Origin of the sequence: Corynebacterium sp. HMSC074C05 (assembly GCF_001838325.1) — a bacterium.
In the GTDB taxonomy this organism is placed as follows: domain Bacteria; phylum Actinomycetota; class Actinomycetes; order Mycobacteriales; family Mycobacteriaceae; genus Corynebacterium; species Corynebacterium amycolatum.
On record NZ_KV836292.1, the window covers coordinates 400,374 to 423,651 of the forward strand.

The 23,278-nt window shown below is 58.8% G+C and carries 20 protein-coding genes; 15 read left to right on the plus strand and 5 right to left on the minus strand.

Annotation, left to right across the window (positions count from 1 at the left end; translation table 11 throughout):
* Positions 1 to 11: 11 nt before the first annotated feature.
* From HMPREF3042_RS08010 to secG, 12 genes are all read left to right on the plus strand, one after another.
* On the plus strand, positions 12 to 1,274 hold the full coding sequence (locus tag HMPREF3042_RS08010; RefSeq protein ID WP_049190747.1) for a bifunctional 3,4-dihydroxy-2-butanone-4-phosphate synthase/GTP cyclohydrolase II: 1,263 nt from the start codon (positions 12 to 14) through the stop codon (positions 1,272 to 1,274).
* Entirely contained in the window at positions 1,275 to 1,757 is a 483-nt protein-coding gene (gene ribH, locus HMPREF3042_RS08015) for a 6,7-dimethyl-8-ribityllumazine synthase (RefSeq protein WP_070601452.1), read from the plus strand. It abuts the gene before it with no gap.
* Between the two features lie 2 nt (positions 1,758 to 1,759).
* Positions 1,760 to 2,254: a PH domain-containing protein gene (locus HMPREF3042_RS08020; RefSeq protein WP_070601451.1), complete on the plus strand. Its 495-nt coding sequence runs from the start codon at positions 1,760 to 1,762 to the stop codon at positions 2,252 to 2,254.
* 29 nt (positions 2,255 to 2,283) lie between these two features.
* Complete coding sequence (uvrC, locus tag HMPREF3042_RS08025) at positions 2,284 to 4,332, plus strand: excinuclease ABC subunit UvrC (RefSeq protein WP_070601450.1); 2,049 nt, start codon at positions 2,284 to 2,286, stop codon at positions 4,330 to 4,332.
* Positions 4,333 to 4,444: 112 nt separating this feature from the next.
* A complete protein-coding gene (gene rapZ, locus HMPREF3042_RS08030) occupies positions 4,445 to 5,335 on the plus strand; it encodes an RNase adapter RapZ (protein WP_005510809.1) in 891 nt (296 codons plus the stop codon).
* Between the two features lie 23 nt (positions 5,336 to 5,358).
* Positions 5,359 to 6,306 (plus strand): gluconeogenesis factor YvcK family protein, encoded by a 948-nt coding sequence (gene yvcK, locus HMPREF3042_RS08035; protein WP_038628961.1) that lies wholly within the window; start codon positions 5,359 to 5,361, stop codon positions 6,304 to 6,306.
* A 191-nt stretch (positions 6,307 to 6,497) separates the two neighbouring features.
* Positions 6,498 to 7,496 carry a DNA-binding protein WhiA gene (whiA, locus tag HMPREF3042_RS08040; RefSeq protein WP_038629636.1) on the plus strand — a complete coding sequence of 333 codons (999 nt, stop codon included), beginning with the start codon at positions 6,498 to 6,500 and terminating at the stop codon, positions 7,494 to 7,496.
* A gap of 183 nt (positions 7,497 to 7,679) precedes the next feature.
* Positions 7,680 to 8,684: a type I glyceraldehyde-3-phosphate dehydrogenase gene (gene gap / locus HMPREF3042_RS08045; protein WP_049181090.1), complete on the plus strand. Its 1,005-nt coding sequence runs from the start codon at positions 7,680 to 7,682 to the stop codon at positions 8,682 to 8,684.
* 110 nt (positions 8,685 to 8,794) lie between these two features.
* Positions 8,795 to 10,006 (plus strand): phosphoglycerate kinase, encoded by a 1,212-nt coding sequence (pgk, locus tag HMPREF3042_RS08050; protein ID WP_070856730.1) that lies wholly within the window; start codon positions 8,795 to 8,797, stop codon positions 10,004 to 10,006.
* A 69-nt stretch (positions 10,007 to 10,075) separates the two neighbouring features.
* A complete protein-coding gene (tpiA, locus tag HMPREF3042_RS08055; RefSeq protein ID WP_070856731.1) occupies positions 10,076 to 10,864 on the plus strand; it encodes a triose-phosphate isomerase in 789 nt (262 codons plus the stop codon).
* Positions 10,865 to 11,066: 202 nt separating this feature from the next.
* Positions 11,067 to 13,895, plus strand: coding sequence for a phosphoenolpyruvate carboxylase (gene ppc / locus HMPREF3042_RS08060; protein ID WP_070856732.1), 2,829 nt, complete (start codon positions 11,067 to 11,069; stop codon positions 13,893 to 13,895).
* Positions 13,896 to 13,986: 91 nt separating this feature from the next.
* Entirely contained in the window at positions 13,987 to 14,223 is a 237-nt protein-coding gene (gene secG / locus HMPREF3042_RS08065) for a preprotein translocase subunit SecG (RefSeq protein WP_038628976.1), read from the plus strand.
* A 116-nt stretch (positions 14,224 to 14,339) separates the two neighbouring features.
* Here secG and pgl read toward each other — a convergent pair whose 3' ends face one another.
* The 3 genes from pgl to zwf are packed head-to-tail and all read right to left on the minus strand — an operon-like array spanning position 14,340 to position 17,775.
* The gene (gene pgl, locus HMPREF3042_RS08070) at positions 14,340 to 15,107 is read right to left on the minus strand and encodes a 6-phosphogluconolactonase (RefSeq protein ID WP_070856733.1); all 768 of its coding nucleotides are present in this window, start codon (positions 15,105 to 15,107) and stop codon (positions 14,340 to 14,342) included.
* Positions 15,104 to 16,120, minus strand: a complete 1,017-nt coding sequence (locus HMPREF3042_RS08075) for a glucose-6-phosphate dehydrogenase assembly protein OpcA (RefSeq protein WP_070856734.1) — start codon at positions 16,118 to 16,120, stop codon at positions 15,104 to 15,106. Before HMPREF3042_RS08075 ends, pgl begins: the two co-directional genes overlap by 4 nt.
* Positions 16,121 to 16,170: 50 nt before the next feature.
* On the minus strand, positions 16,171 to 17,775 hold the full coding sequence (gene zwf, locus HMPREF3042_RS08080; RefSeq protein ID WP_049193711.1) for a glucose-6-phosphate dehydrogenase: 1,605 nt from the start codon (positions 17,773 to 17,775) through the stop codon (positions 16,171 to 16,173).
* A 134-nt stretch (positions 17,776 to 17,909) separates the two neighbouring features.
* On the opposite strand from zwf, the gene HMPREF3042_RS08085 reads away from it, so the two are divergent.
* From HMPREF3042_RS08085 to HMPREF3042_RS08095, 3 genes are read left to right on the plus strand one after another with little or no spacing between them, the layout of a single operon-like run.
* Positions 17,910 to 18,272 (plus strand): GntR family transcriptional regulator, encoded by a 363-nt coding sequence (locus HMPREF3042_RS08085; protein ID WP_070856735.1) that lies wholly within the window; start codon positions 17,910 to 17,912, stop codon positions 18,270 to 18,272.
* Positions 18,269 to 18,988 carry an AAA family ATPase gene (locus HMPREF3042_RS08090; RefSeq protein WP_070856736.1) on the plus strand — a complete coding sequence of 240 codons (720 nt, stop codon included), beginning with the start codon at positions 18,269 to 18,271 and terminating at the stop codon, positions 18,986 to 18,988. Before HMPREF3042_RS08085 ends, HMPREF3042_RS08090 begins: the two co-directional genes overlap by 4 nt.
* A complete protein-coding gene (locus HMPREF3042_RS08095; protein ID WP_070856737.1) occupies positions 18,985 to 19,704 on the plus strand; it encodes a hypothetical protein in 720 nt (239 codons plus the stop codon). The genes HMPREF3042_RS08090 and HMPREF3042_RS08095 overlap by 4 nt, the downstream gene beginning before the upstream one ends.
* A 101-nt stretch (positions 19,705 to 19,805) precedes the next feature.
* Here the strand turns inward: HMPREF3042_RS08095 and tal are convergent, their stop codons facing one another.
* Both tal and tkt read right to left on the minus strand, forming a co-directional pair.
* The gene (tal, locus tag HMPREF3042_RS08100) at positions 19,806 to 20,921 is read right to left on the minus strand and encodes a transaldolase (RefSeq protein WP_070856738.1); all 1,116 of its coding nucleotides are present in this window, start codon (positions 20,919 to 20,921) and stop codon (positions 19,806 to 19,808) included.
* 169 nt (positions 20,922 to 21,090) lie between these two features.
* Positions 21,091 to 23,190 (minus strand): transketolase, encoded by a 2,100-nt coding sequence (gene tkt / locus HMPREF3042_RS08105; protein ID WP_070856739.1) that lies wholly within the window; start codon positions 23,188 to 23,190, stop codon positions 21,091 to 21,093.
* Positions 23,191 to 23,278: the final 88 nt, after the last annotated feature.

Below are 23,278 nucleotides of genomic sequence, written 5' to 3' on the forward strand. Positions count from 1 at the left end.
GCTACAAGACTGTGATTAAGTTCGATTCTGTTGAACGGGCCATTGCGGACATCGCAGCCGGTAAGGCCGTGGTCGTCGTCGACGATGAAGATCGTGAGAACGAGGGCGACATTATCTTCGCCGCAGAGAAGGCAACGCCTGAACTTGTTGCCTTTATGGTTCGCTATTCCTCTGGTTACATCTGTGCACCGCTGACCGCCGAGGACTGCGAGCGTCTCAATCTGCCACCGATGGTGTCGGAGAATGAGGATGCCCGCGGTACCGCATATACAGTGACCGTGGATGCCAACACCGGTACGACCGGCATTTCCGCCACAGATCGTGCGAACACCATTCGTACTCTGGCTGACCCCACGTCCAGCCCGCACGATTTCACCCGACCGGGACACGTGGTTCCGTTGCGAGCTCGCGATGGTGGCGTCCTCGTCCGTGCCGGCCACACCGAGGCTGCGGTCGATCTCGCCCGCCTGGCAGGGCTTCGTCCTGCCGGTGTGCTGTGTGAGGTTGTCTCCGAGGAAGACCCGACCGGCATGGCTCGCGCGGAGGAACTACGTCGCTTCTGCGACGAGCACGATTTAGCGCTGATTTCCATCGAGCAGCTCATCGAATACCGTCGCCACAACGAGCACCTGATTGAGCGCGTTGTCGAAACCAAGCTGCCGACCGACTACGGCGAGTTCCGTGCCATTGGTTACCGCAGCCTTATCGACGGTGTCGAGCATGTCGCTCTCGTTGTGGGGGATGTGTCTTCCAACGATGGCCAGGATGTCCTCGTGCGTGTGCACTCCGAATGCCTCACCGGCGACGCATTGGGATCTCGCCGCTGCGACTGCGGTCAGCAGCTGCACAACTCCATGCGCATGGTCCACGAGGCAGGGCGCGGCGTCATTCTCTACATGCGCGGTCACGAAGGCCGAGGCATTGGTCTGATGCCGAAGCTGCAGGCCTACCACCTGCAAGATGAAGGCGCTGACACCGTTGATGCCAATCTCGCACTCGGTTTGCCGTCGGACGCCCGCGAGTACGGCACTGGTGCACAGATTCTGCAGGATCTTGGGGTCACCTCTATGGCGCTGCTGACGAACAATCCGACCAAGCGTGCCGGCCTAGGTGGTTATGGACTGGAGATGAGCCGCCGGGTACCGGTGCCAGTTGAGGTCAACGAGGATAACTTGAAATACTTGTTGACAAAGCGCGAACGCATGGGCCATGAACTTCCTTGGTTGGATGAGTACATGGAGACCCACGGCATGTCGACAGAAGGAGCACAGTAGATGAGTGGCGCAGGTCTTCCTGAAATTACCGTTCCCGATTCCACTGGTGTGACCGTCGGTCTGGTCACCTCTCACTGGAACGAGGAGATTACTGGGCAGCTTCGTCGTGAAGCGCTGGCACAGGCCGAGGAGGCCGGCGCTGTAGTCACGGATGTGACTGTCGTCGGTGCTCTGGAGATTCCAGTTGTGGTACAGCAGCTCGCGCAAACTCACGACGCCGTGGTGGCGCTGGGATGCGTTATCCGCGGTGGTACGCCGCACTTCGACTATGTCTGTGACTCGGTGACTGAGGGGCTGACGCGGATTGCACTGGACTGTGGGACACCTGTTGGCAATGGTGTATTGACCTGCAACACTGAACAGCAGGCAATTGATCGTGCCGGCGGTGAGGGAGCTGTGGAGAATAAAGGTCGCGAGGCCATGGCCGCAGCGCTGCATACCGTCGCCGTGTTGAAGTCTCTTCGTGAAGGTGGAGCTGAGTAAGAATGGGTAACTCCGAACGCCACAGCAATTCGACTGCCGTCGACACCGGTAGTGAAGACAAATGGCTGTTGGAAATCACCTCGCAAAAGCTGCGTCTGTGGGCGATTATCGCTGCAGTTGTAGTCTTCGCTATCCATATCTTCATGGGCATCGTGGTGGATTTTGGTAACACCGGCGCTTCGGTGACGACTATTGACCAGCTGGCTTTCCCAATGATTGGTTTAATCATCGCCGGGGTAATCCTGCTGCTGACTCGGGCTCGCGTTCGCGTAAATGCCACGGGCGTGGAAGTCCGCAATCTGCTCAATGCAAAGTTCTACCCATGGGTCGATATCTACGGTCTGAGTTTTCCAAAGAAGTCCCGCTGGGCTCGCTTGGAGCTGCCAGACTTTGAGTTTGTGCCGATGCTCGCGCTCCAGTCAGCCGACGGCAACCGCGTCGTGGAAGACATCCGCCGGTTCCGTGAACTTGAAGACAAGTTCATGCCGGAGGACTAACCCAAGGACATGTTTTAAGGACACCGTAAGTGACTGACCCTTCTCAGTACCGTCCCGCCCCCGGCACCATTCCCACGGAGCCGGGGGTGTACCGTTTTCTCGATTCAACCGGACGCGTTCTCTACGTCGGCAAGGCGAAGAATCTCCGTGCGCGTCTGTCTAACTATTTCCAGGACTTAACTCGGCTGCATCCCCGCACGCGCCAAATGGTGCAGTCCGCTTCGAAGGTGACGTGGACTGTTGTCCACAATGAGGTCGAAGCGCTGCAGTTGGAGTACACCTGGATCAAGCGCTTTAATCCGCGGTTCAACGTGATGTACCGCGACGATAAGTCGTATCCGATGCTGGCCGTCAGCGTCGGCGAGCTGTACCCGCGGCTGTTTCTCTACCGAGGACCGCGCCGGAAGGGCGTGCGTTATTTCGGCCCCTATTCACACGCTTGGGCCATCCGAGAAACGCTCGACTTGCTGACACGAGTTTTCCCGGCCCGCACTTGTTCCAAGGGTGTCTTCAACCGGCAACAGGCCCTGGGGCGGCCCTGTTTGCTCGGCTATATCGACAAATGCTCGGCGCCTTGTGTCGGCCGTGTCAGTGCCGAGGAACATCGCGAAATTGTCCGTGGTTTTACCAGCTTCATGTCCGGGAATACGGGCCCGGTCACCAGGCGCTTGAAGAAGGAAATGGAGGAAGCTGCCGCCGAGTTAGACTTCGAGCGCGCCGCGAGCCTGCGCGACAACCTCGCTGCCATCGACAAGGTCATGGAGCGGCAGTCAGTCGTGCTTTCCGACGCCGCCGATGCCGATTTTATTGCGCTAGCAACCGACGAACTGGAAGCGGCCGTGCAGATTTTCCACGTTCGGGCAGGACGTATTTACGGTCAGCGCGGCTGGGTAGTGGAGAAGTCCGGCGAATACGCGACTACAGAGTTTCGAGAGGGAGAGACTGACCCCAGCTTGGGTGGGCTGCTAACGCAGTTCCTGACACAGTTCTATGGCGATGCCGCCAAGCACGCGGATGTCGACGGCGATGAATCGACCACTGCCGCCCAAGTTGTGCCACGCGAAATTCTCGTCCAGGCCACGCCCGACGATCTTGAGGAGGTTGCTGCATTTTTGGCCGATATTCGTGGCACCAATGTGGACATTCGGGTCCCGCAGCGCGGTGACAAGCGGACACTCATGGAGACCGTGCAGAAAAATGCAGCTGAAGCGCTACGCCAGCACAAACTAAAGCGAAGTGGAGATCTAACTACTCGATCGCAGGCTCTCTCCGAACTTCAGGACGCGCTGTTTATGGATGAAGCGCCGCTGCGTATCGAATGCACTGACATCTCGCATATTCAAGGTACCGATGTGGTGGCCTCGTTGGTGGTCTTCGAGGACGGATTGCCCAAGAAGTCCGACTATCGCCGCTACCGTATCAAGGATGCAGCGGGCGACGGTCGCTCCGACGACGTCGGCTCCATTGCTGAGGTGGTGCGCCGTCGTTTTCTGCGCCATAACGAGGACAAGCTCGCCATGCCCGATGATGCCAGCGAAATGTTCGTCGAAGAGACGACTGATGCCGTCGATGAGCAGTCGAGGAGTAGCCGCAAATTTGCCTACCCGCCGCAGTTGTTCATTGTCGACGGTGGTGCACCGCAGGTCGCAGCCGCTCAGGCGGTACTCGATGAACTTGAGGTCACCGATGTGACGCTCGTGGGTATTGCCAAGCGCTTAGAAGAGCTGTGGATTCCCGACGATGATGAGCCACTCATTCTGCCGCGCAATTCGGAAGCGATGTACCTTATTCAGCGAATTCGTGATGAGGCGCACCGCTTTGCCATTAATTATCACCGCCAGCAGCGCTCTAAACGCATGCGCTCTTCGGTACTCGATGGCATTAAAGGGCTGGGGCCAGCACGCCGCAGTGAGTTGGTCAAGCACTTTGGCTCTGTTGCGGCGCTGAAGAAAGCCAGCGTCGAGCAGATCGAAGAGGTCGATGGTTTCGGGCCAATGCTCGCGAAAACTGTCTACGATTACCTCCACCCAGACGAAAAATCGTCGGAACCAAAATCAGATGTTGGCTCCGGGGAATAGGCGTAGAAGTAGGTAAACAAGTGGCTAAAACCGCACTTGAAACAGTGCTAGTGGGTTTACTTCCGCTAGTAAAACCGAGAGCGGTTGGGCGGAATTGTATTAGAGTGATGGCATGATTACTTCGGGTTATTCCCCTCAGGCTGAAAAGTCACTTGTGCTGATTACCGGCATGTCCGGTTCCGGACGCAATACGGCCGCCAGCGTCTTGGAGGAGATGGGCTGGTATGTCGCAGACAACCTGCCCCCGGAGTTGATTATGCGCATGGTCGAGTTGTCGTTTGAGGCGGACTCTCCAGTAGAGCGCCTCGCTATCGTCACCGACGTTCGCTCGCGCGCATTCGCGGGCAGTTTGGGGGAGGTGCTCGACGGACTCCGCAATGAGGGGCGCCAGCCCTATGTCATCTTCTTTGATGCTAACGACGACACCCTCATCGCCCGCTACGACTCAGTCCGTCGCACACATCCGCTGCAGGAAAATGGCACGCTTTCACAGGGTATTGCAGCTGAACGTCAGATGCTGCTGCCCATAAAGGGCATGTCGGATTTAGTAGTGGATACCTCTGACATGAGCGTGCACGATTTGCGCCGTGAGTTAGAGCATCAGCTGTCGGATACCGCTAGCAAGATTCAACAGATTACCATCGAGTCCTTTGGGTTTAAGCACGGTGCGCCGCGCGATGCCGACATGCTTTTCGACGTCCGTTTTCTCCCCAACCCCTATTGGGTACCTGAGCTGCGTGCGGGCCGCGGTACCAACAAAGCAGTGGCCGACTACGTACTGTCCCAACCGGAGTCTCAGGGGTTCTTGGACAACGTCACAAACTTGATTGAATTGGTTTTGCCCGGTTACCGCCGTGAGGGCAAGGGTTTTATGACTATCGCTGTGGGATGCACCGGAGGCCATCACCGAAGTGTGGCCATGTCGGAGGCGCTGGCTAAGAAGCTCGAGGGAGTTTCCGGGATCAACGTCAACGTCGTCCACCGCGATATTGACCGCAATTAGCGGTTTTCGTGGAGGTGTAGAAATTGACATCAATTACCAGTCTGGGTGGCGGTCATGGCCTATTTGCCACGCTGAGAGCTGACCGTCAAGTTGCGGACCATGTCACAGCGGTGGTCACAGTTGCCGACGATGGAGGATCCTCCGGTCGCCTTCGTCGTGAGCTGGGGCAGATTCCCCCTGGAGACCTTCGCATGGCGCTCGCCGCGCTTTCCGCAGATACGGAAAAAGGAGATCTGTGGGAAAAGACACTGCAGCACCGCTTTGGCGGAACTGGCGCACTCGCAGGGCATGCGATTGGGAATCTGATCATTGCTGGCCTCACCAGTGTGATGGGAAATGAAGTCGACGCACTTGACGAAATTGGCCGGTTGCTGCAAATCCAAGGTCGCGTCGTGCCCATGTCGCCAATCCCGTTAGAGATTGAGGCCGAAGTCGTTGGCCTGGAGCAGGATGCTCGCGTCGTGCGCCAAGTCCGTGGCCAGGTCGCAGTGGCGACCACGCCTGGCCAGGTGCGTCGAATCCGGCTGATTCCTGAGGCGCCGCCGGCATCCGAGGAGGCCATTGAAGCTATCCTCAATGCTGACTTGGTGACGCTGGGTCCGGGTTCGTGGTTCACTTCGGTTCTGCCACATCTTCAGGTGCCCGGGTTGCGGGACGCTCTGCAAGAAACCAATGCCACAACCGTCGTGGTGCTTAATCTGGTCGCCGAGCCGGGGGAGACCGCCGGTTTTTCTTCCGAACGGCACATCCATATGCTCACGCAGCATGCACCTAACTTGAAGCTCAATTACGTGCTTGTCGACGACAACACGCCGCTCGCGGATACCGAACGGGAATACCTGCAGCGAGCGGCGGACAGCCTAGACGCGAAAGTTGTCTTCGCCGATGTGCAAGAAGTGGACGACTACGGCGCTCTGACGGGCCGGCATTCGCCGGAGAAGCTAGCTACTGCACTTCGTCAGTTCCTCTAAAGCGTCCGGCCAATCGAGGGTATTTCTGCATTCTCCTGCGGGGATGCAGCAGGCGATCAGCTAATTGCCACTCGATTGGTTCAGGATACTATCCTTGAGGTTTATTGCTAGAGCTCAAATGGGGTTAATTAAACCTAAATTAGCCAGGCCCAAACCCAGCTCGTACACATGAAATGAGGATGGACAGCATCGTGGCATTGACGGCGAAGGTCAAAGACGAACTAGCCCGCGTGTCAGTTTCGCAGGAAAGCGCTCAGGCAGCGGAGATTGCGACCCTGTTCCGCTTTGCGGGAGGACTCCACCTGGTGGCAGGTTCGATTGTGCTGGAGGCTGAGTTGGATTCCGGCGCTGTCGCACGCCGCCTACGCTCCATGCTGGCCGAACTCTACGATGTCAAAGCCAGCCTCAATGTCTTGTCTCCCGGTGGGTTGCGAAAGACCTCGAAGTACATCGTGCGGGTAACCGATGGCGCGGAACTCGTCGTTAGGCAAACTGGCCTGATTGACTCTGCAGGACATCCCGTACGTGGGCTACCACGCAAGCTGATCATGGGGCAGAAGATTGATCAGGAAGCTGCATGGCGGGGTGCATTTTTGGCACATGGTTCACTGACTGAGCCGGGGCGTTCCTCAGCTTTGGAAGTCACTGCTCCTTCTGCTGAAGCGGCACTCGCATTGGTGGGATGTGCTCGTAGGCTCGGAATTACGGCTAAGAGCAAGGAAAATAAGTCCCGCAGTGGCGATCGAGTTATCATCCGGGAGGGCGATGCGATTGGTGCGCTCCTCACGCGAATGGGAGCCCAGACTACTCGCCTGCAATGGGAAGAACAGCGAATGCGTCGTGAAGTGCGGGCTACGGCCACCCGCTTGGCAAACTTCGACGATGCCAACCTGCGGCGCTCAGCTCGTGCGGCCGTTATTGCGGCAGCACGAGTAGAACGCGCTCTAGAGATTCTCGGCGACGATGTACCAGATCACTTGGTGTCTGCAGGACAGCTGCGCATCGAGCACAAGCAGGCATCATTAGAAGAACTTGGACAGCTAGCCAATCCGCCAATGACCAAAGACGCAGTCGCAGGACGCATCCGGCGTTTGCTCTCCATGGCGGACAAAAGAGCAAACGAACTCGGAATTCCCCCCACAACTGCAGTCGTTACAGACGAACTTTTTGACAAAGAAGTTGACGAGTAAAGCACCTGTTATGCCTAGTCAGGTGCGGAAATTTGGATGAATCTCCGTTTATTTGGGATTTTTGCGCCAAAGCATCGCTGCGCGAATGAAAAACCCAACGTACACTTCTGTAGTGAACCTGTTGGAGCGCAATCAGCGCCCTGACAAGTGGCATCGATTCGCCAATCCATTAAGGAGATTATTGTGACGGTTCGTGTAGGTATTAACGGTTTTGGTCGCATTGGCCGCAACTTCTTCCGCTCCTTGCTCGCTGCGGGCGCTGACCTGGAAGTCGTTGCTGTAAACGACCTCACTGATAACAAGACCCTGGCTCACCTGCTCAAGTACGACTCCATCATGGGCAAGCTTGACGCAGAGGTCACCTACGACGATGAGTCCCTCACCGTCAACGGCAAGCGCATCGCCGCATACGCTGAGCGCGACCCGAAGGACCTGCCGTGGGGCGAGCACAAGGTCGACATCGTCATTGAGTCCACCGGTTTCTTCACCGATGCCAACGCTGCCAAGGCTCACATCGAGGCTGGCGCCAAGAAGGTCATCATCTCCGCTCCGGCTAAGAACGAAGACGCAACTTTCGTTGTCGGCGTCAACCACACTGACTACGACCCGGAGAAGCACAACATCATTTCGAACGCTTCTTGCACCACCAACTGCCTGGCTCCGATGGCTAAGGTTCTGGACGACAAGTTCGGCATCGAGCGCGGTCTCATGACCACCATCCACGCATACACCGGTGACCAGCGCCTGCACGACGCTCCGCACAAGGACCTGCGTCGCGCTCGCGCTGCTGCTCTGAACATTGTTCCGACCTCCACCGGCGCTGCAAAGGCAGTTGCTCTGGTTCTGCCGCAGCTCAAGGGCCTGCTGGACGGCTACGCACTGCGTGTTCCGACCCCGACCGGCTCTGTCACCGACCTGACCTTCACTGCTAAGAACGAGGTCACCGTCGAGTCCGTCAACGCTGCCATCAAGGAAGCTGCTGAGGGCGAGCTCAAGGGGGTTCTGGGCTACAACGAGGACCCAATCGTTTCCAAGGACATCGAGGGCGACCCGCGTTCCTCGATCTTCGACGCACCGCTGACCAAGGTCATCGGCGATCAGGTCAAGGTTGTCTCCTGGTACGACAACGAGTGGGGCTACTCCAACCGCCTCGTCGACCTGGCTGTCTACGTCGGTGAGCGCCTCTAATAACACACCTGGTTAATCCCAGACCCCGAACGGGCCGGGGTGGTTGTGCCTGAGTAGGGCACGCCACCCACGGCCCGTTTTTTACACACTTTCACAAGGATTTCATTGAGATGACTGTTAAGACTGTCAAAGACCTGATCAACGAAGGTATTGAAGGCCGTTACGTCCTCGTCCGCTCCGACTTTAACGTTCCGCTGAAGGACGGCGTAATCACCGATCCGGGTCGAATCGATGCTTCACTGCCCACTCTGTCCGCTCTTGTCGACGCCGGCGCCAAGGTCGTTGTTATGGCTCACCTGGGTCGCCCGAAGGGCGAGGTTAAGTCCGAGTTCTCCCTGGCCCCGGTCGCTGAGGCTCTCTCTGAGCGTCTGGAGCAGTACGTCGCGCTCGCCGGTGATGTCTCCGGTGAGGACGCGCACGAGCGCGCTAATGGTCTGACCGAGGGCGATGTACTTCTGTTGGAGAACGTCCGCTTCGATCCGCGCGAGACCTCCAAGGACGAGGCAGAGCGCGCCGAGTTCGCAGCCGAACTGGCTGCACTTGTTCCGGACGGCGCATTTGTCTCTGATGGTTTCGGTGTTGTTCACCGCGCCCAGGCTTCCGTCTTCGATGTCGCGAAGAAGCTGCCGCACTACGCCGGCAACCTGGTTCAGGCTGAGCTTGAGGTTCTGCGCAAGGTTGCAGAGACCCCGGAAAAGCCGTACACCGTCGTGCTCGGCGGCTCCAAGGTTTCCGACAAGCTGGGTGTTATTGAGGCTCTCGCGCCGAAGGTTGACTCCCTGGTCATCGGCGGCGGCATGTGCTTCACCTTCCTGGCTGCCAAGGGCTACGCCGTTGGCGCATCCCTGCTGCAGGAAGAAATGATTGACACCTGTAAGGATTTGCTGGACCGCTACGGCGACAAGATTGTTCTGCCAACCGACGTAGTCGTGGCCGACAAGTTCGCTGCTGACGCTGAAAACAAGGTTGTAGACGCCACCGAGATTCCGGAAGGCTGGATGGGTCTGGACATCGGACCGGCTTCCGCTGAGGCATTCGGCAAGGTGCTGGCTGAGTCCAAGACTGTGTTCTGGAACGGCCCGATGGGCGTGTTCGAGATGGAGGCTTTCGCAGCTGGCACCCGCCAGGTTGCACAGGCCATCATCGATGCCACCACTAACAACGGTTGCTTCTCCGTCGTCGGTGGCGGCGACTCCGCAGCGGCAGTACGTACCCTGGGATTGAACGAGGAAGGTTTCAGCCACATCTCCACCGGCGGTGGCGCTTCGCTGGAGTTCCTCGAGGGTAAGACTCTGCCGGGCGTCTCCGTCCTGGAAGACTAAGATATTCCCACCACTTGGTTTTCATCGCTTAAAAATCCACTAATTGATAGGGAAGTGAATTCCACCACTATGGCACGTACACCATTTATTGCTGGTAACTGGAAGATGAACCTGAACCATCTCGAGGCTATCGGTGTGGTGCAGAAACTCGCGTTCGCTCTGCCGAAGGAGTACTACGACAAGGTTGACGTCGCCGTCATCCCACCGTTTACCGACCTGCGTTCGGTCCAGACTTTGGTTGAGGGCGATAAGCTCGGCGTTACCTACGGTGCTCAGGATGTCTCAGTCCACGAGTCCGGCGCTTACACCGGCGAGATTTCCTCCTCGATGCTGGCAAAGCTCGGCTGTACTTGGGTCGTCGTCGGTCACTCCGAGCGTCGCGATATGCACGCAGAAGACGATGAGCTGGTCGCAAAGAAGGCCAAGGCAGCACTGCGCGAGGGTATGAACCCAATCGTCTGTGTCGGCGAGCCGCTAGAGGTTCGCGAGGCTGAAGAGCACGTTGAGTACGTTGTCTCTCAGGTCAAGGGCTCCCTGGCTAACCTGACCAACGCTGAGCTGGCCAAGACCGTCATCGCTTACGAGCCGGTCTGGGCTATCGGCACCGGTAAGGTCGCATCGGCTGCAGACGCGCAGGAGGTCTGTGCAGCTATCCGTGAGACCATCGCTGAAATTGCGGATGAGAACATTGCTAAGGAGATGCGCATTCTCTACGGTGGTTCCGTCAAGGCCGAGAACGTCGCTGAGATCGTCGGCAAGCCCGACGTCGACGGTGGCCTCGTCGGTGGTGCTTCGCTCGACGGTGAAGCATTCGCCAAGCTCTGTGCACTTGCTGCAGATGCCGCTCAGAACGCCTAACTACATATAAAATCAGATCAACTGATAAGATAGGCGCCATGCGCGACCCCGGATTGGTTTTATTGATTCTCATAAAACCGATTCGGGGTTATTGCCTTTAGGCGGACTCTACCCAGACACACCGAATGGCAATAATTCAGCGCAATACATTTCCCGAGGCTTTCCACTTTGAATGCCCGGCAATTTTAAAAGGACGTGCTCAATGAACGAACAAGTACATCGTGACGCTGACCGAAACACTGCAAACAATGAGCAATCCTCATCGACCGTTACCGCGAAGCAGCAGGACTTGCTCTGGGAGGATATTCGCCACCTGGGTCGAATTCTCGGACAGGTAATCCGCGAGCAAGAGGGCGACGAGGTCTTTAACCTGGTCGAAAATGCTCGCCGCGCAGCCTTCGAACTCCATCGTGGCGATGGCGATATCGAGAAACTCGCCGGCCTCTTCCGTGACATAGACCCGGCCGAGGCAAGCCCGGTCATCCGTGCTTTCACGCACTTCGCACTTTTGGCTAACCTCGCTGAGGATTTGCACGAGGAGCTGGGCATCGAGGCATCGCTCGATGCTGGCGATCCGCCGCAGGACTCCACGCTGGAGGCAACATGGCAGAAGCTTCGCGACGCCAAGGTTTCTGGCAGCGCTATTGCGGACATGATGGACCACATTGAGGTCGTCCCTGTTCTGACCGCACACCCAACGGAAACTCGTCGTCGTACAGTGTTCGATGTGCAGAAGCACATCACGGCCGCAATGCGGCGCCGCCACGAGATCCAGGCAGCCCCGCTGAATGCACGCACCGCGGGCCGACTCGCTGAGATTGACGCCGACATCCGCCGCCGTATCCTGACGCTGTGGCAGACGGCTCTGATTCGCATGAACCGCCCGGATATTCGCGATGAGGTCGAGGTTGGTCTTCGCTACTACCAGCTTTCTCTGCTGGAAGCTGTGCCACAGATTAACCGGGACGTCGTCAAGCACTTGCGTCAGCTCGGCGGCGACAAGCTGCAGGCTAACCCAACGATTCGTATGGGCTCGTGGATTGGCGGTGACCACGATGGCAACCCATACGTGACGGAGGAGACACTGCGCTACGCCTCCGATCGAGCAGCGGGCACCATCCTGCGTCACTATTTCTCGCAGCTGCACCTGCTGGAGCGCGAACTCAGTCTCAGTGACCGCCTGACTAAGGTCACCGTCGATCTGGTCGCCTTGGCCAGCCGGGGCCACAATGACGTACCAAACCGTGAAGATGAGCCGTACCGTCGTGCGGTTCACGGTATCCGCGGTCGCGTGGCGGCAACAGCGGTGAACTTCTTCGATGAGTCCATCATCGAGGGCGACTGGTCGGAGTTCACTCCGTATGACAGCGCCGAGGACTTGCTTGAAGAGCTCTCGATTATCGACGACTCACTGCGTTCCAGCCACGATGATCTCATCGCCGATCACCGTCTGCGCGATCTGATGGATGCAGTTGAGGTATTTGGTTTCCACCTGTACTCGATTGATATCCGTCAGAATTCGGACTCTCACGAGGAAATCCTCACCGAGCTATTCTCCGCTGCTGGTGTGGTGGACAACTACGCGGGATTGAAGGAAGCTGACAAGGTAGAGCTGCTGACCAAGGAACTGCAGTCCTCCCGTCCGCTGGTTTCGACTTCCGCAGATCTTTCCGAAGCTACGGCTCGCGAGCTAGGCATTATGCGTGCGGCATCTCGTGCGGTGCGCAAGTACGGCCGCGACGCGGTACCGCACTGCATCATTTCGATGTGTACATCGGTTTCCGATCTGCTGGAGCCGATGATTCTGCTCAAAGAGGTCGGCCTGATTCGACCGAATGGCTCCCAGCCGGCCGGTTCTGTAGACGTCATCCCGCTGTTCGAAACCATCGAAGACCTGCAGGCTGGTGCCGACGTGCTGCGTGCTGCGTGGGACATTCCGGTCTACCGGGCATACGTCTCTGCGCGCGGAGATCTGCAGGAAGTCATGCTCGGCTACTCCGACTCCAATAAGGACGGCGGGTACTTCGCTGCAAACTGGGCGCTTTACGACGCGGAGGTCGCCATCGTGGCAGCCGCGAAGGCCAACGACATTCGCCTGCGTCTCTTCCACGGTCGCGGAGGTACCGTCGGCCGTGGTGGCGGACCGTCCTACGAGGCAATCCTGGCGCAGCCGTCGGGTGCAGTCCAGGGTTCGGTGCGTATCACCGAGCAGGGCGAGATTATCTCTGCTAAGTATGGTCACCCTGCAGCGGCACGCAGGAACCTCGCCGCGCTGGTTTCGGCAACTATCGAGTCGACTCTGCTCGACGTCGATGACCTGAAGAACCCAGCTCGCGCCCATGAGATCATGTCGGAGATTTCCGACCTGTCTCGTGAGGCCTACTCGAAGCTCATGCACGAGGACCCGGGCTTTATTGACTTCTTCACGTCGTCGACTCCGGTCGATGAGATCGGCAGCCTGAACATCGGTTCGCGTCCGACCTCACGCAAGCAGACCCAGACCATTTCTGACCTGCGCGCAATTCCGTGGGTACTGTCCTGGTCGCAGCAGCGTTCTATGGTGCCGGGTTGGTTTGGTGTCGGCTCTGCACTGCAGGAGTGGATCGGCGAGGACGAGGACGGTTCCCGCCTGGCTGAGCTCCGGCAGCTCAACGAGGACTGGCCGTTCTTCAATTCGGTGCTGTCGAACATGGCGCAGGTCATGTCCAAGGCTGACCTGAACCTGGCGCGTGCTTACGCTAGCCTGTGCCAAGATAAGGCCGACGGCGAGCGCATCTACGGCATCATCAAGGCTGAGTTCGACCTGACTTTGGAGATGTTCCTGAAGGTAACCGGGTACAAGCACCTGCTGGAGGACAACCCGCTGCTCAGGCGTTCGGTGGACATGCGCTTCCCATACCTCATGCCGCTGAACATCATCCAGCTGGAGATGCTGCGTCGCTACCGTGCTGGCGATAACCGCGACAAGGTGCGTCGGGGCATTCAGCTGACCATGAATGGTCTGGCAACTGCACTGCGCAACTCCGGCTAGAAATGGCGGCTGGGGAATACCTAGCCAGCGAAGCAATTGCGCTAGTATAGTTGGAGTTCTTAAAGAAGCGACGTTTCAAAAGGAAGTGCGCGTGTACCTCGCCATTCAGATTGTCCTGGTCATCACATCCATCCTGATGACGCTGTTCATCCTGCTCCACAAGGGTAAGGGTGGCGGACTGTCCAGCCTCTTTGGTGGCGGTATGCAGTCGAATCTGTCCGGTTCGACTGTGGTGGAGAAGAACCTTGACCGCGTCACTATTGTGACCATGATTATCTGGTTGCTCTGCATTGTCCTGTTGCTGCTGTTCAATACCTTCGGCTGGTAGGTTCTGCACGCAGCACGCCCCACCGAAGGCCTTTAAGTAATAAAAATTCCCGTCGATAGCATTTCGCTTATCGACGGGAATTTTGCTGTTTCTGAGCTTAGGAGTACAGGGACAGCCTACAGCTGTGCAGCCGCAGCATCGTCAACAAAGACAACGGTCTCTTGAGCACCGCGGACCCCGGCCGCCGGCCACTGCGCCGGGTCGCCCTGCTGAGCGATCGCCGCAATCGCCTCGGCCTTTTCACCACCGGCTACTAGTAGCCACACACGCTGAGAGCTGGCGATGGCCGGCATAGTCAGCGTGATGCGGGTCGGTGGTGGCTTCGGACAGTTATGCACGTCCACAACCAAGCGTTCCTGCTCAGCGAGCGCTGCGGTGTGTGGGAAAATCGAGTTGATGTGTCCCTCTCCGCCCATACCAAGAAGGTGCAGGTCAAAGCCGTTTGGAGCCTTCTGACGAACGATAGCTTCGTAGCTTTCGGCGGCCTCCGTGGTGGTCACGCCGCTATCGGCAGCAGCAAACTCGAAGATGTTCTGCTCAGGAACGCCGACGGGGGACAAGAGACGCTCACGGGCCGCCAGCGCGTTGCGGTCTGCCGAGTCGGCAGCGACAAAGCGTTCATCTCCGAAGAACACCAGGACTCGCTTCCAGTCGATGTCTCCAGAATCGTCGGCAAGCGCACTGAGCAGGGCAGTACCCGCGCCGCCGCCGGTGAGAACGACGCGTACAAAACCGTCATCGGTGACCGGAGAGACGTTGCCATTCTGGACGGCGACAACCGCATCGATGAAGCGTTGACGTGCAGCCTCGACGATGCCGGCCTGGTCGGCGGCGCGATGGTACTGAGGGGCGGGGACGGTATTCGAGACGTTATCGGTTGTCACTTGTCAGAGACTCCTGGTTCGTTCGCGAAGCTGGTGATCGTGGACGTTGGGGCCTGCATGCCTACGGTGTGAATCTGGCTGAGACCACGCAGGGCGCGTCCGTAGGCAGTGTCGTGATCGAGGTGACGCAGTTCCTCTGCCAAACACTCGGAGCGTGTAGGACGCGACAATGCGACCTTGAACGGGGGCTTTTCTCCGTTGGTGACCGATGCAGTGGTCGCGCTTTCAATATCGATGCGCAGAGTCTGGCCATTTTCACGCTCAAACGCGACCGAGGTCACCGGTGGCTTGGCGCGGCCCTTTTTGTCCACCGGAATCTTCTTCTCCCCGGTGGAGTAACGGTTGACCGGCAGCCCCAGGCGATCTGCCAACCAGCCGGCGGCGACCTCCACCGATGGCGACTCCTGTGGACCGTAGATGGACACGGAGGTCACCGGCGAGTGCGGCGGCAAGTCGAAAGCCGAGGCCAACACACCGCGCCAGTTCGTCAGTCGTGACCAGCTCAGGTCGGAATCGCCAGGCGTGTAGCCCGTACGGCGCGTGTAGATAGCGTTACTATTCGGGTCACACAACGAATCGGTGATACGGCGCTGGGCGATCCTGCCGATTGGTGTCGCCGCTGGGACTTGAGGCGCCTCAGACGGCCACCACGCCACGACCGGCGTATCCGGCAGCAACAGGGGAGTCACCACAGAGCTGTGGTGCTGACCAATCTCACCGGACATGTGCATAACGACGATCTCAGCGGCACCGGCATCTCCACCGACGCGGAGTTCCGCGTCGAGGCGATTGTCCAGGCGTGGATCATCAGAGACCAATACCAGCACACGGGATGGGTGCTCGCGGGAAACGGAGTTGACCGTGGAAATAATGTTTTCCAGGTCGTCTTCGCTTTTGGCCAAAACGATCAGGGTAAGGACACGGCCCGTGGTAACGATGCCGCCCTGCTCTCGAAGCTGCACCAACTGACGAGCAATGCTCGCGGTGTCAGTGTCTGGCAAATTGACAATCATGAAAGTGTTCTTTCTGTCAGAAAATTCTTAAGAACTGAGAGGTCGGCAACCTATGGCCGTCGCCAAGCGCGACCGTCGCGCTCAAGCATGTGGTCAGCGGAGGACGGCCCCCACGAACCTGCGGGGTAACCCTCGGGACGACCGCGCTTGGCCCAGTACTCGATGATGGGGTCGAGAATCTTCCAGGACAGCTCGACTTCCTCATTAGTGGGGAAGAGGCTGGCCTCGTCGAGAAGCGCATCCAGAATCAGGCGCTCGTAGGCCTCTGGCGACTGCTCGGTAAACACCTCGGAGTAGGAGAAGTCCATGTTGACATCGCGCACCTCCATGGCCGAGCCCGGAACCTTCGAGCCGAAGCGCATGAGCACGCCCTCGTCTGGCTGGACTCGAATCACCATGGCGTTCTGACCGAGAGCGGCAGTCATCGTCTCCGCAAAAGGCAAGTGCGGTGCGGACTTAAAGACCAGCGCAATTTCAGTGACGCGACGGCCGAGGCGCTTGCCGGTGCGCAGGTAGAAGGGGACACCGGCCCAACGACGAGAATTGATCTGGAGCGTACAAGCGGCGTAGGTCTCGGTCGTGGACTCGGGGTCGAATCCTTCCTCATCGCGCAGCCCCGGCACAAAGTTGCTGCCCTGCCAATCCGCGGTGTACTGGCCACGTGCGGTGTATTTCGAAAACGGACGCACTGGCTCGACGGCACGCAGAACCTTAATCTTTTCCGCCTGCAGCTCTTCCGGGGTAAAGGCGATGGGCTCTTCCATTGCCACCAGTGCCAGCAGCTGGAGTAGGTGGTTCTGAATTACGTCACGAGCCGCACCGATACCGTCATAGTAACCGGCGCGACCACCCAAACCGATGTCCTCGGCCATGGTGATCTGAACGTGGTCAATGTAGTGGGAATTCCACATCGGATCGAACAACTGGTTGGCAAAACGCATGGCCAAAATGTTCTGGACGGTTTCCTTGCCCAGGTAGTGGTCGATGCGGAACACGGCGTCTTCTGGGAAGACCGAGTTCACAATCCGGTTGAGTTCCTGAGCGGAGGCCAGGTCGTGGCCGAATGGCTTCTCAATGATCACGCGACGCCAATAATCCTCGCCCGACTGCGCGAGCCCCGACCGATCGAGCTGATGACAGACATCGGGGAAGTTAGCTGGCGGAATGGACAGGTAGTAGGCCCAGTTGCCAGCGGTGCCGCGGGAGCGATCGAGCTCCTCAAGTTGCGCGGCCAGGCGATCGAACGCCTCGTCATCGGTGAAGGTACCGGTAACAAAGTGAATGCCCTCAGCCAGACGCTGCCAGACACTCTCACGGAAGTCTGTGCGGGCGCCCTGTTCCACTGCGGTGCGCACATAATCCTCAAAGTCCTGCTTCGACCATTCGCGACGACCGTAGCCAACTAGCGCGAAGGAGGCAGGGAGCAGACCGCGGTTGGCCAGGTCATAAATGGCAGGAAGGAGCTTCTTTCGGGCCAGATCGCCCGTCACACCGAAAATCACCATGCCACCCGGCCCCGCAATACGCGGCAAGCGCTTATCCTGCGGGTCGCGCAGCGGGTTGATGTATCCGTGGTGGTTGGTGCTGCCATCTCCGTTGTGCCGAGAACTGGCAGTAGGGGAGTTCGGATCGTTGCGTTGCAGAGAATCACTCACGGTTTACATAATGTCATATCGAGAAAAGTCCGGTGGAATCGTTTCCGATTCCTTCGATGGGGCCTTGACGGGCCCCTTTCTTCTGCTTTAGGTTTATGACATAGGTGGTATACCCGTACACCATGGAGGTGGATATGCAGGCGAAGGAGGCGGATTCTCGGCCCATCTACGTCCAGATTGCCGAGGATCTGAAATCAATGATTCTGTCCGGGGAGCTCGCGGCTGAAAATCGCGCCCCTTCAACCAAGGAGCTCTCGGAGTTCTATCAGGTCAACCCAACCACGGCTGCCAAGGCCATGACGGAACTGTCGATGGTGGGGCTCGTGGAGAAGAAAAGAGGACTCGGCATGTTTGTCACCCCAGGCGCCCGTGAGCGCATTCGAGCTGAGCGTCGTGAAGCGTTCCAGCGCACCTACATCGAGCCGTTAAAAGCGGAGGCCGCCATCCTCGGCCTTACGCTCCACGACATCATCGCCATGCTGGAGGAGGAGAAATGAGCATCTACGGCGTGATTGGCCCCAACGGCGCCGGCAAGACCTACTACCTGCATACCCTCGCGCAAATGCCTACGGCTGCCCTGGCGAAGGCAGCACCCGACACCCAAATCTTCGGCGCCACCCCGCGCGAATATTTCCGCATCCTACGCACCGGCTGGGATCAACTCGATGTGTCCCACGCGGAGTCCCTCCTAGATTTCCCCGGCGACACCCCCATCAAGAAGCTCAGCCTGGGCCAGCGCCAGCTGCTCATCGCTGCGGCCGCCCTCGCATCGGGCAAGGATGCATTGCTTTTCGACGAACCCTTCAACGGCCTCGATGTCGAGCACCGCACCATGTTGCGCGGCATGCTTATCGACGCCGCCGAATCGGCCGACATTGTGGTCACGTCGCAGCACTCCCAGGATCTCGCAGACCTGGTGGACACCTTGATTGTCATCCACAAGCAGGATGCGTACGGACCCTATGACGTCGATAAGCTGCGCGCTACCCATCCGGTGCTGCGCGGCTCTGCGGACCTCGTGACGCAGGTGGCCGGCTCGGTGCTCGCTAAGAAAATCCTCGGCGAGCGCTGCGAGGCGATTCTGGCTGCAGCGCTCAGCCCGTCAACCGCCGCGCATGCCCGCGCCCTCGGTGTTGAGGTTAGCTACCTCGACCACGCGGCCCTCATCGACCTCGCTAGCACCTCCGCCTACATCGAAAGGAGCAAGAAATGAGCACCGGGGCTTTCATCGCAACCAACAAGAAAACCTTCCTCGGCGTCGCCGCCGTGGCCATCCTGTACTCGGCTTTCGGGCGCATGCTCGTGGGCAGCGGCACCGGCAACACCTTACTGGGCATCATCGCGCTGGGCATCCTCTTCCTCATCACCGCCCAGCGCTCGGTCACTCTGCGCGACTACGGCGTGCGCACCGCCCGCTGGGTGCGCTCCGCAATCATCGCAATCTTGGGAACATCGCTGGTAGCTACCGCCTTCATCGTCGCGGCGATGGTCACCGAACAGAATAAGTCCGGTTACTACCGGGGATTCGATAGCTTCATTGTCACCTCCGGACCGGCCCTGTTCCCGGACACCAACGGGGAGCTGTACATGATTCAGGATTCTGGGCAGAACTACACTACAATCCTGCTTACCGCTCTGTGCGTCTTCTTGAGCTTCCTGATGTCTTCCGTGGCGGGCACCGCAATCGGCACCGTCGTCGGCGCAAAGGGCTCCCGTGCGGGATCGATCACCATTGGCCTGGCACTGGTCGCGCTCTTCCTGTTCAGCTACCTGCTGGACGTGACCGACTCCATCCCGGGCGCTCCCTGGCCGGCTGTGCCAATCTTTGCCTCAATCATCACCGTGATCTCCGCGGTTGTGATGGCCTGGGCCTTAAAGGAAGAGAAACGCCCACTGCCCGACGTGCGCCCCGCCTTCGCCGCGTCCTAGCACCAATAGAAAAGCTCCCCTGTACGGGGAGCTTTTTCATGTCCAGCGTTGAAAATGCGGGTTAAGTAGCAAAACTGACAACCCAAAACACTGCCGAAGGCTTACTTCAGCTGCTCCATGCGCTGTGCAATCGACTCGAGCAGGGACTGCCAGGAGTCCACGAACTTCTCCACGCCCTCGCGCTCCAGGACAGCGAAGACGTCATCCAGGTCGATGCCAATCTCGCTGAGCTGAGTCATCACAGCATTGGCTGCTTCACCCTGGCCGCTGACGGCGTCGCGAACCTCGCCCTCGAAGCCAGCAGCAGCACGCAGCGTCTTCTCCGGCATGGTGTTCACAGTCTGTGGTGCAGCCAGCTCAGTGACGTAGAGAGTGTCCGAGTAAGCCGGGTTCTTCACACCGGTCGAAGCCCACAGCAGGCGCTGCGGGTTAGCACCGGCGTTTTCCAACTGTGCCCAGCGAATATTCTGCGCAGAGAAAGTCTCCTCGAACTTGGCGTAGGCGGCACGGGCATTCGCCAGTCCGGCCTTGCCGCGCAGAGCCAGGGCCTCCTCGGAGCCAATCTTGTCCAGGCGAGCATCGATTTCGGTGTCAACGCGGGAAACAAACAGCGACGCAACCGAGTGAACCGAAGTCAGGTCCACGCCGTTGTCCTTCGCACGCTCGATTCCCTCGATAAACGCATCGATGACCTGCAGGTAACGCTCCACCGAGAAAATCAGGGTGACGTTTACCGAAATGCCCTCGGACAGTGCCTGGGTGACAGCCGGCAGGGAAGCATCGGTCGCTGGAATCTTAATCATCGCGTTCTGCTTGCCGACGCGTTCCCAGAGCTTACGGGCTTGCGCAATCGTGGCCTCGTAGTTGTCGGCGTAGCGAGGATCGACCTCGATGGAAACGCGACCATCGACACCGTCGGTTTGTTCAGATACACCAGCGAAAAGGTCGCAGGCGTCGCGGACGTCGTCGATTGCCATGGCGAACACAGCATCTGCCGGGTTCGCGCCCTCTGCAGTGAGCTGTGCCAACTGAGAGTCGTAGTCCTCACCGGCGGTCATCGCCGAAGAAAAGATAGCCGGGTTAGTAGTGACACCGACAACCCGCAGCTCTTCAATAAGATTCTTCAAATCGCCCGAGGTGAGGCGCTGGCGCGAAAGATCGTCGAGCCACGCCGAGGTTCCTACTTTGGCGAGTGCTTCCATCGTGGTGTTTCCCATAGTGTTTAGCGCCTTTCTGTCTATACCGCTTCGTTGTCTAAAGACTTCTCTAAATACTGTGTGTCTTTAAACTACTGTGCGCCACAAACAATACTGGCGCTACCGGAGCTCGGTTCGGTTTTCACAAATCCCGTACCGACAGCGGCCGATAGCGCCAGGTTTAACAAACTTACTTAGCAGCCTCGATGGACTCCTTGGCTGCATCGACAACAGCCTCTGCGGTGATGCCGAACTTCTCGAACAGCTCCTTGTACGGAGCCGATGCGCCGAAGTGCTCCAGGGAGACAGCACGACCCGCGTCGCCCAGATGGCGGTACCACGGCATTGCAATACCGGCCTCAACCGAGACGCGAGCGCGGACGGCCTTCGGCAGGACCTGCTCGCGGTAGGCCTCGTCCTGCTGCTCGAACCAGTCGAGACAGGGAACGGAGACAACGCGGGCGCTGACGCCTTCCTTAGCCAGCTTGTCAGCAGCTTCGACGGCGAGGTGAACTTCCGAGCCGGTAGCCATGAGAATGACGTCCGGGGTCTCCTTGGAGCCGTCGACAAGCACGTATGCACCACGACGGACGCCCTCGGCAGCCTTTTCCTTCGTGCCTTCCAGAACCGGAACGTTCTGGCGGGTCAGAGCCAGAGCCTTCGGGCCTGCCTCGCCTTCGAGAACAGCGGCCCATGCCTGAGCGGTCTCGTTAGCATCAGCCGGACGGACGGTGGACACACCCGGGATCGCGCGCAGTGAAGCCAGCTGCTCAACAGGCTGGTGCGTCGGGCCGTCTTCGCCCAGACCAATGGAGTCGTGGGTCCAGACATAAATAGGGGAGATGCCCATCAGCGATGCGAGGCGGACAGCCGGACGCATGTAGTCCGAGAAGATAAGGAACGTGCCGCCGTACGGACGGGTCCCACCGTGGAGCAGAATGCCGTTGAGAATCGACCCCATGGCGTGCTCACGGATACCGAAGTGCAGGTTACGGCCATACGGATCGGCGGTCCAGGTACCGGTGGTGATGGACTTCGGACCGAAGGACGGCTCACCCTTCAGGACAGTGTTATTGGAGCCAGCCAGGTCAGCCGAGCCACCCCACAGCTCTGGCAGAGCCTTACCCAGTGCCTGCAACGCGGCCTCAGAAGCCTTACGGGTGGCAACACCCTTCTCATCCGGCTCCCACGTCGGCAGCTCAGCGTCGAAGTCCTCTGGCAGCTCGCCGGCGGTCAGACGATCCAGCAGAGCCTTGCGCTCCGGGTTGGCCGCAGCCCACTCGTCGAACTTAACCTGCCACTGCGCGTGAGCCTCAGCACCGCGCTCAACCAGCTTCCGGGTGTGCTCAATGACCTCGTCAGCGATGTCAAAGCTCTTATCGGTATCGAAGCCGAGAGCTTCCTTGATACCGACAATCTCCTCGCCACCAAGAGCAGCACCGTGCGAAGCACCGGTGTTCATCTTGGTCGGAGCCGGGTAAGCGATCACAGTGCGAACGCGAATGAAGGTCGGACGCTCCGTATCCTTCTTGGCCTCCTCGACAGCAGCCTCGAGTGCTGCGACGTCCTCGCCGCCGTCGACCTCAATGACCTGCCAGCCGTAAGCACGGTAGCGGTCCGCCACATTCTCGGTGAAAGCAATAGTGGTGTCGTCCTCGATGGAGATGCCGTTGTCATCCCAGAAGACAATCAGGTTGCCCAGCTGCTGCGTACCGGCCAGCGAGCAAGCCTCAGCCGTGACACCCTCCTGTACGTCACCATCAGAAGCGATGACGTACACGTAGTGGTCGAACGGAGAGTCGCCCGGAGCAGCTTCCGGGTCGAACAGCCCACGTTCCCGTCGTGAAGCCATGGCGAAACCGACAGCCGAAGCCAGACCCTGACCCAGCGGACCAGTGGTGATTTCCACGCCGTCAGTGTGGCCGTACTCCGGGTGGCCCGGGGTGAGAGCGTCCCACGTACGCAGCGCCTTCAGATCATCGAGCTCCAGGCCAAAACCGCCGAGGTAGAGCTGGACGTACTGCGTCAGAGAGGTGTGACCACAGGAGAGAATGAAACGGTCACGGCCGATCCACTTCGTATCCTTCGGGTCATGGCGCATAACGCGCTGGTAGAGAGAGTAAGCCAGCGGTGCGAGGCTCATAGCAGTGCCGGGATGTCCCGAACCTGCCTTTTCCACGGCATCTGCAGCCAGCACACGAGCCGTATCTACGGCCTTCGTGTCCAAGTCAGACCAGTCCGAGGGGTAGTTGCGAACAACCCGTGCTTCATGCTCAGTCGACAGTGTCACGTGAATGACTCCTAGTATCCAAATGGATGAGTAAAGATCTCTTCCATACTAACTAGGAATACGTGCGCTCGGTTTAAACCGGGCAGAA

Bases quoted from the DNA above. Each gene is read 5' to 3' on its own strand.
- ribH (WP_070601452.1), top strand. From the start codon at position 1,275: ATGAGTGGCGCAGGTCTTCCTGAAATTACCGTTCCCGATTCCACTGGT.
- HMPREF3042_RS08020 (WP_070601451.1), top strand. From the start codon at position 1,760: ATGGGTAACTCCGAACGCCACAGCAATTCGACTGCCGTCGACACCGGT.
- rapZ (WP_005510809.1), top strand. From the start codon at position 4,445: ATGATTACTTCGGGTTATTCCCCTCAGGCTGAAAAGTCACTTGTGCTG.
- pgk (WP_070856730.1), top strand. From the start codon at position 8,795: ATGACTGTTAAGACTGTCAAAGACCTGATCAACGAAGGTATTGAAGGC.
- tpiA (WP_070856731.1), top strand. From the start codon at position 10,076: ATGGCACGTACACCATTTATTGCTGGTAACTGGAAGATGAACCTGAAC.
- ppc (WP_070856732.1), top strand. From the start codon at position 11,067: ATGAACGAACAAGTACATCGTGACGCTGACCGAAACACTGCAAACAAT.
- HMPREF3042_RS08075 (WP_070856734.1), bottom strand. From the start codon at position 16,120: ATGATTGTCAATTTGCCAGACACTGACACCGCGAGCATTGCTCGTCAG.
- HMPREF3042_RS08085 (WP_070856735.1), top strand. From the start codon at position 17,910: ATGCAGGCGAAGGAGGCGGATTCTCGGCCCATCTACGTCCAGATTGCC.
- HMPREF3042_RS08090 (WP_070856736.1), top strand. From the start codon at position 18,269: ATGAGCATCTACGGCGTGATTGGCCCCAACGGCGCCGGCAAGACCTAC.
- HMPREF3042_RS08095 (WP_070856737.1), top strand. From the start codon at position 18,985: ATGAGCACCGGGGCTTTCATCGCAACCAACAAGAAAACCTTCCTCGGC.
- tal (WP_070856738.1), bottom strand. From the start codon at position 20,921: ATGGGAAACACCACGATGGAAGCACTCGCCAAAGTAGGAACCTCGGCG.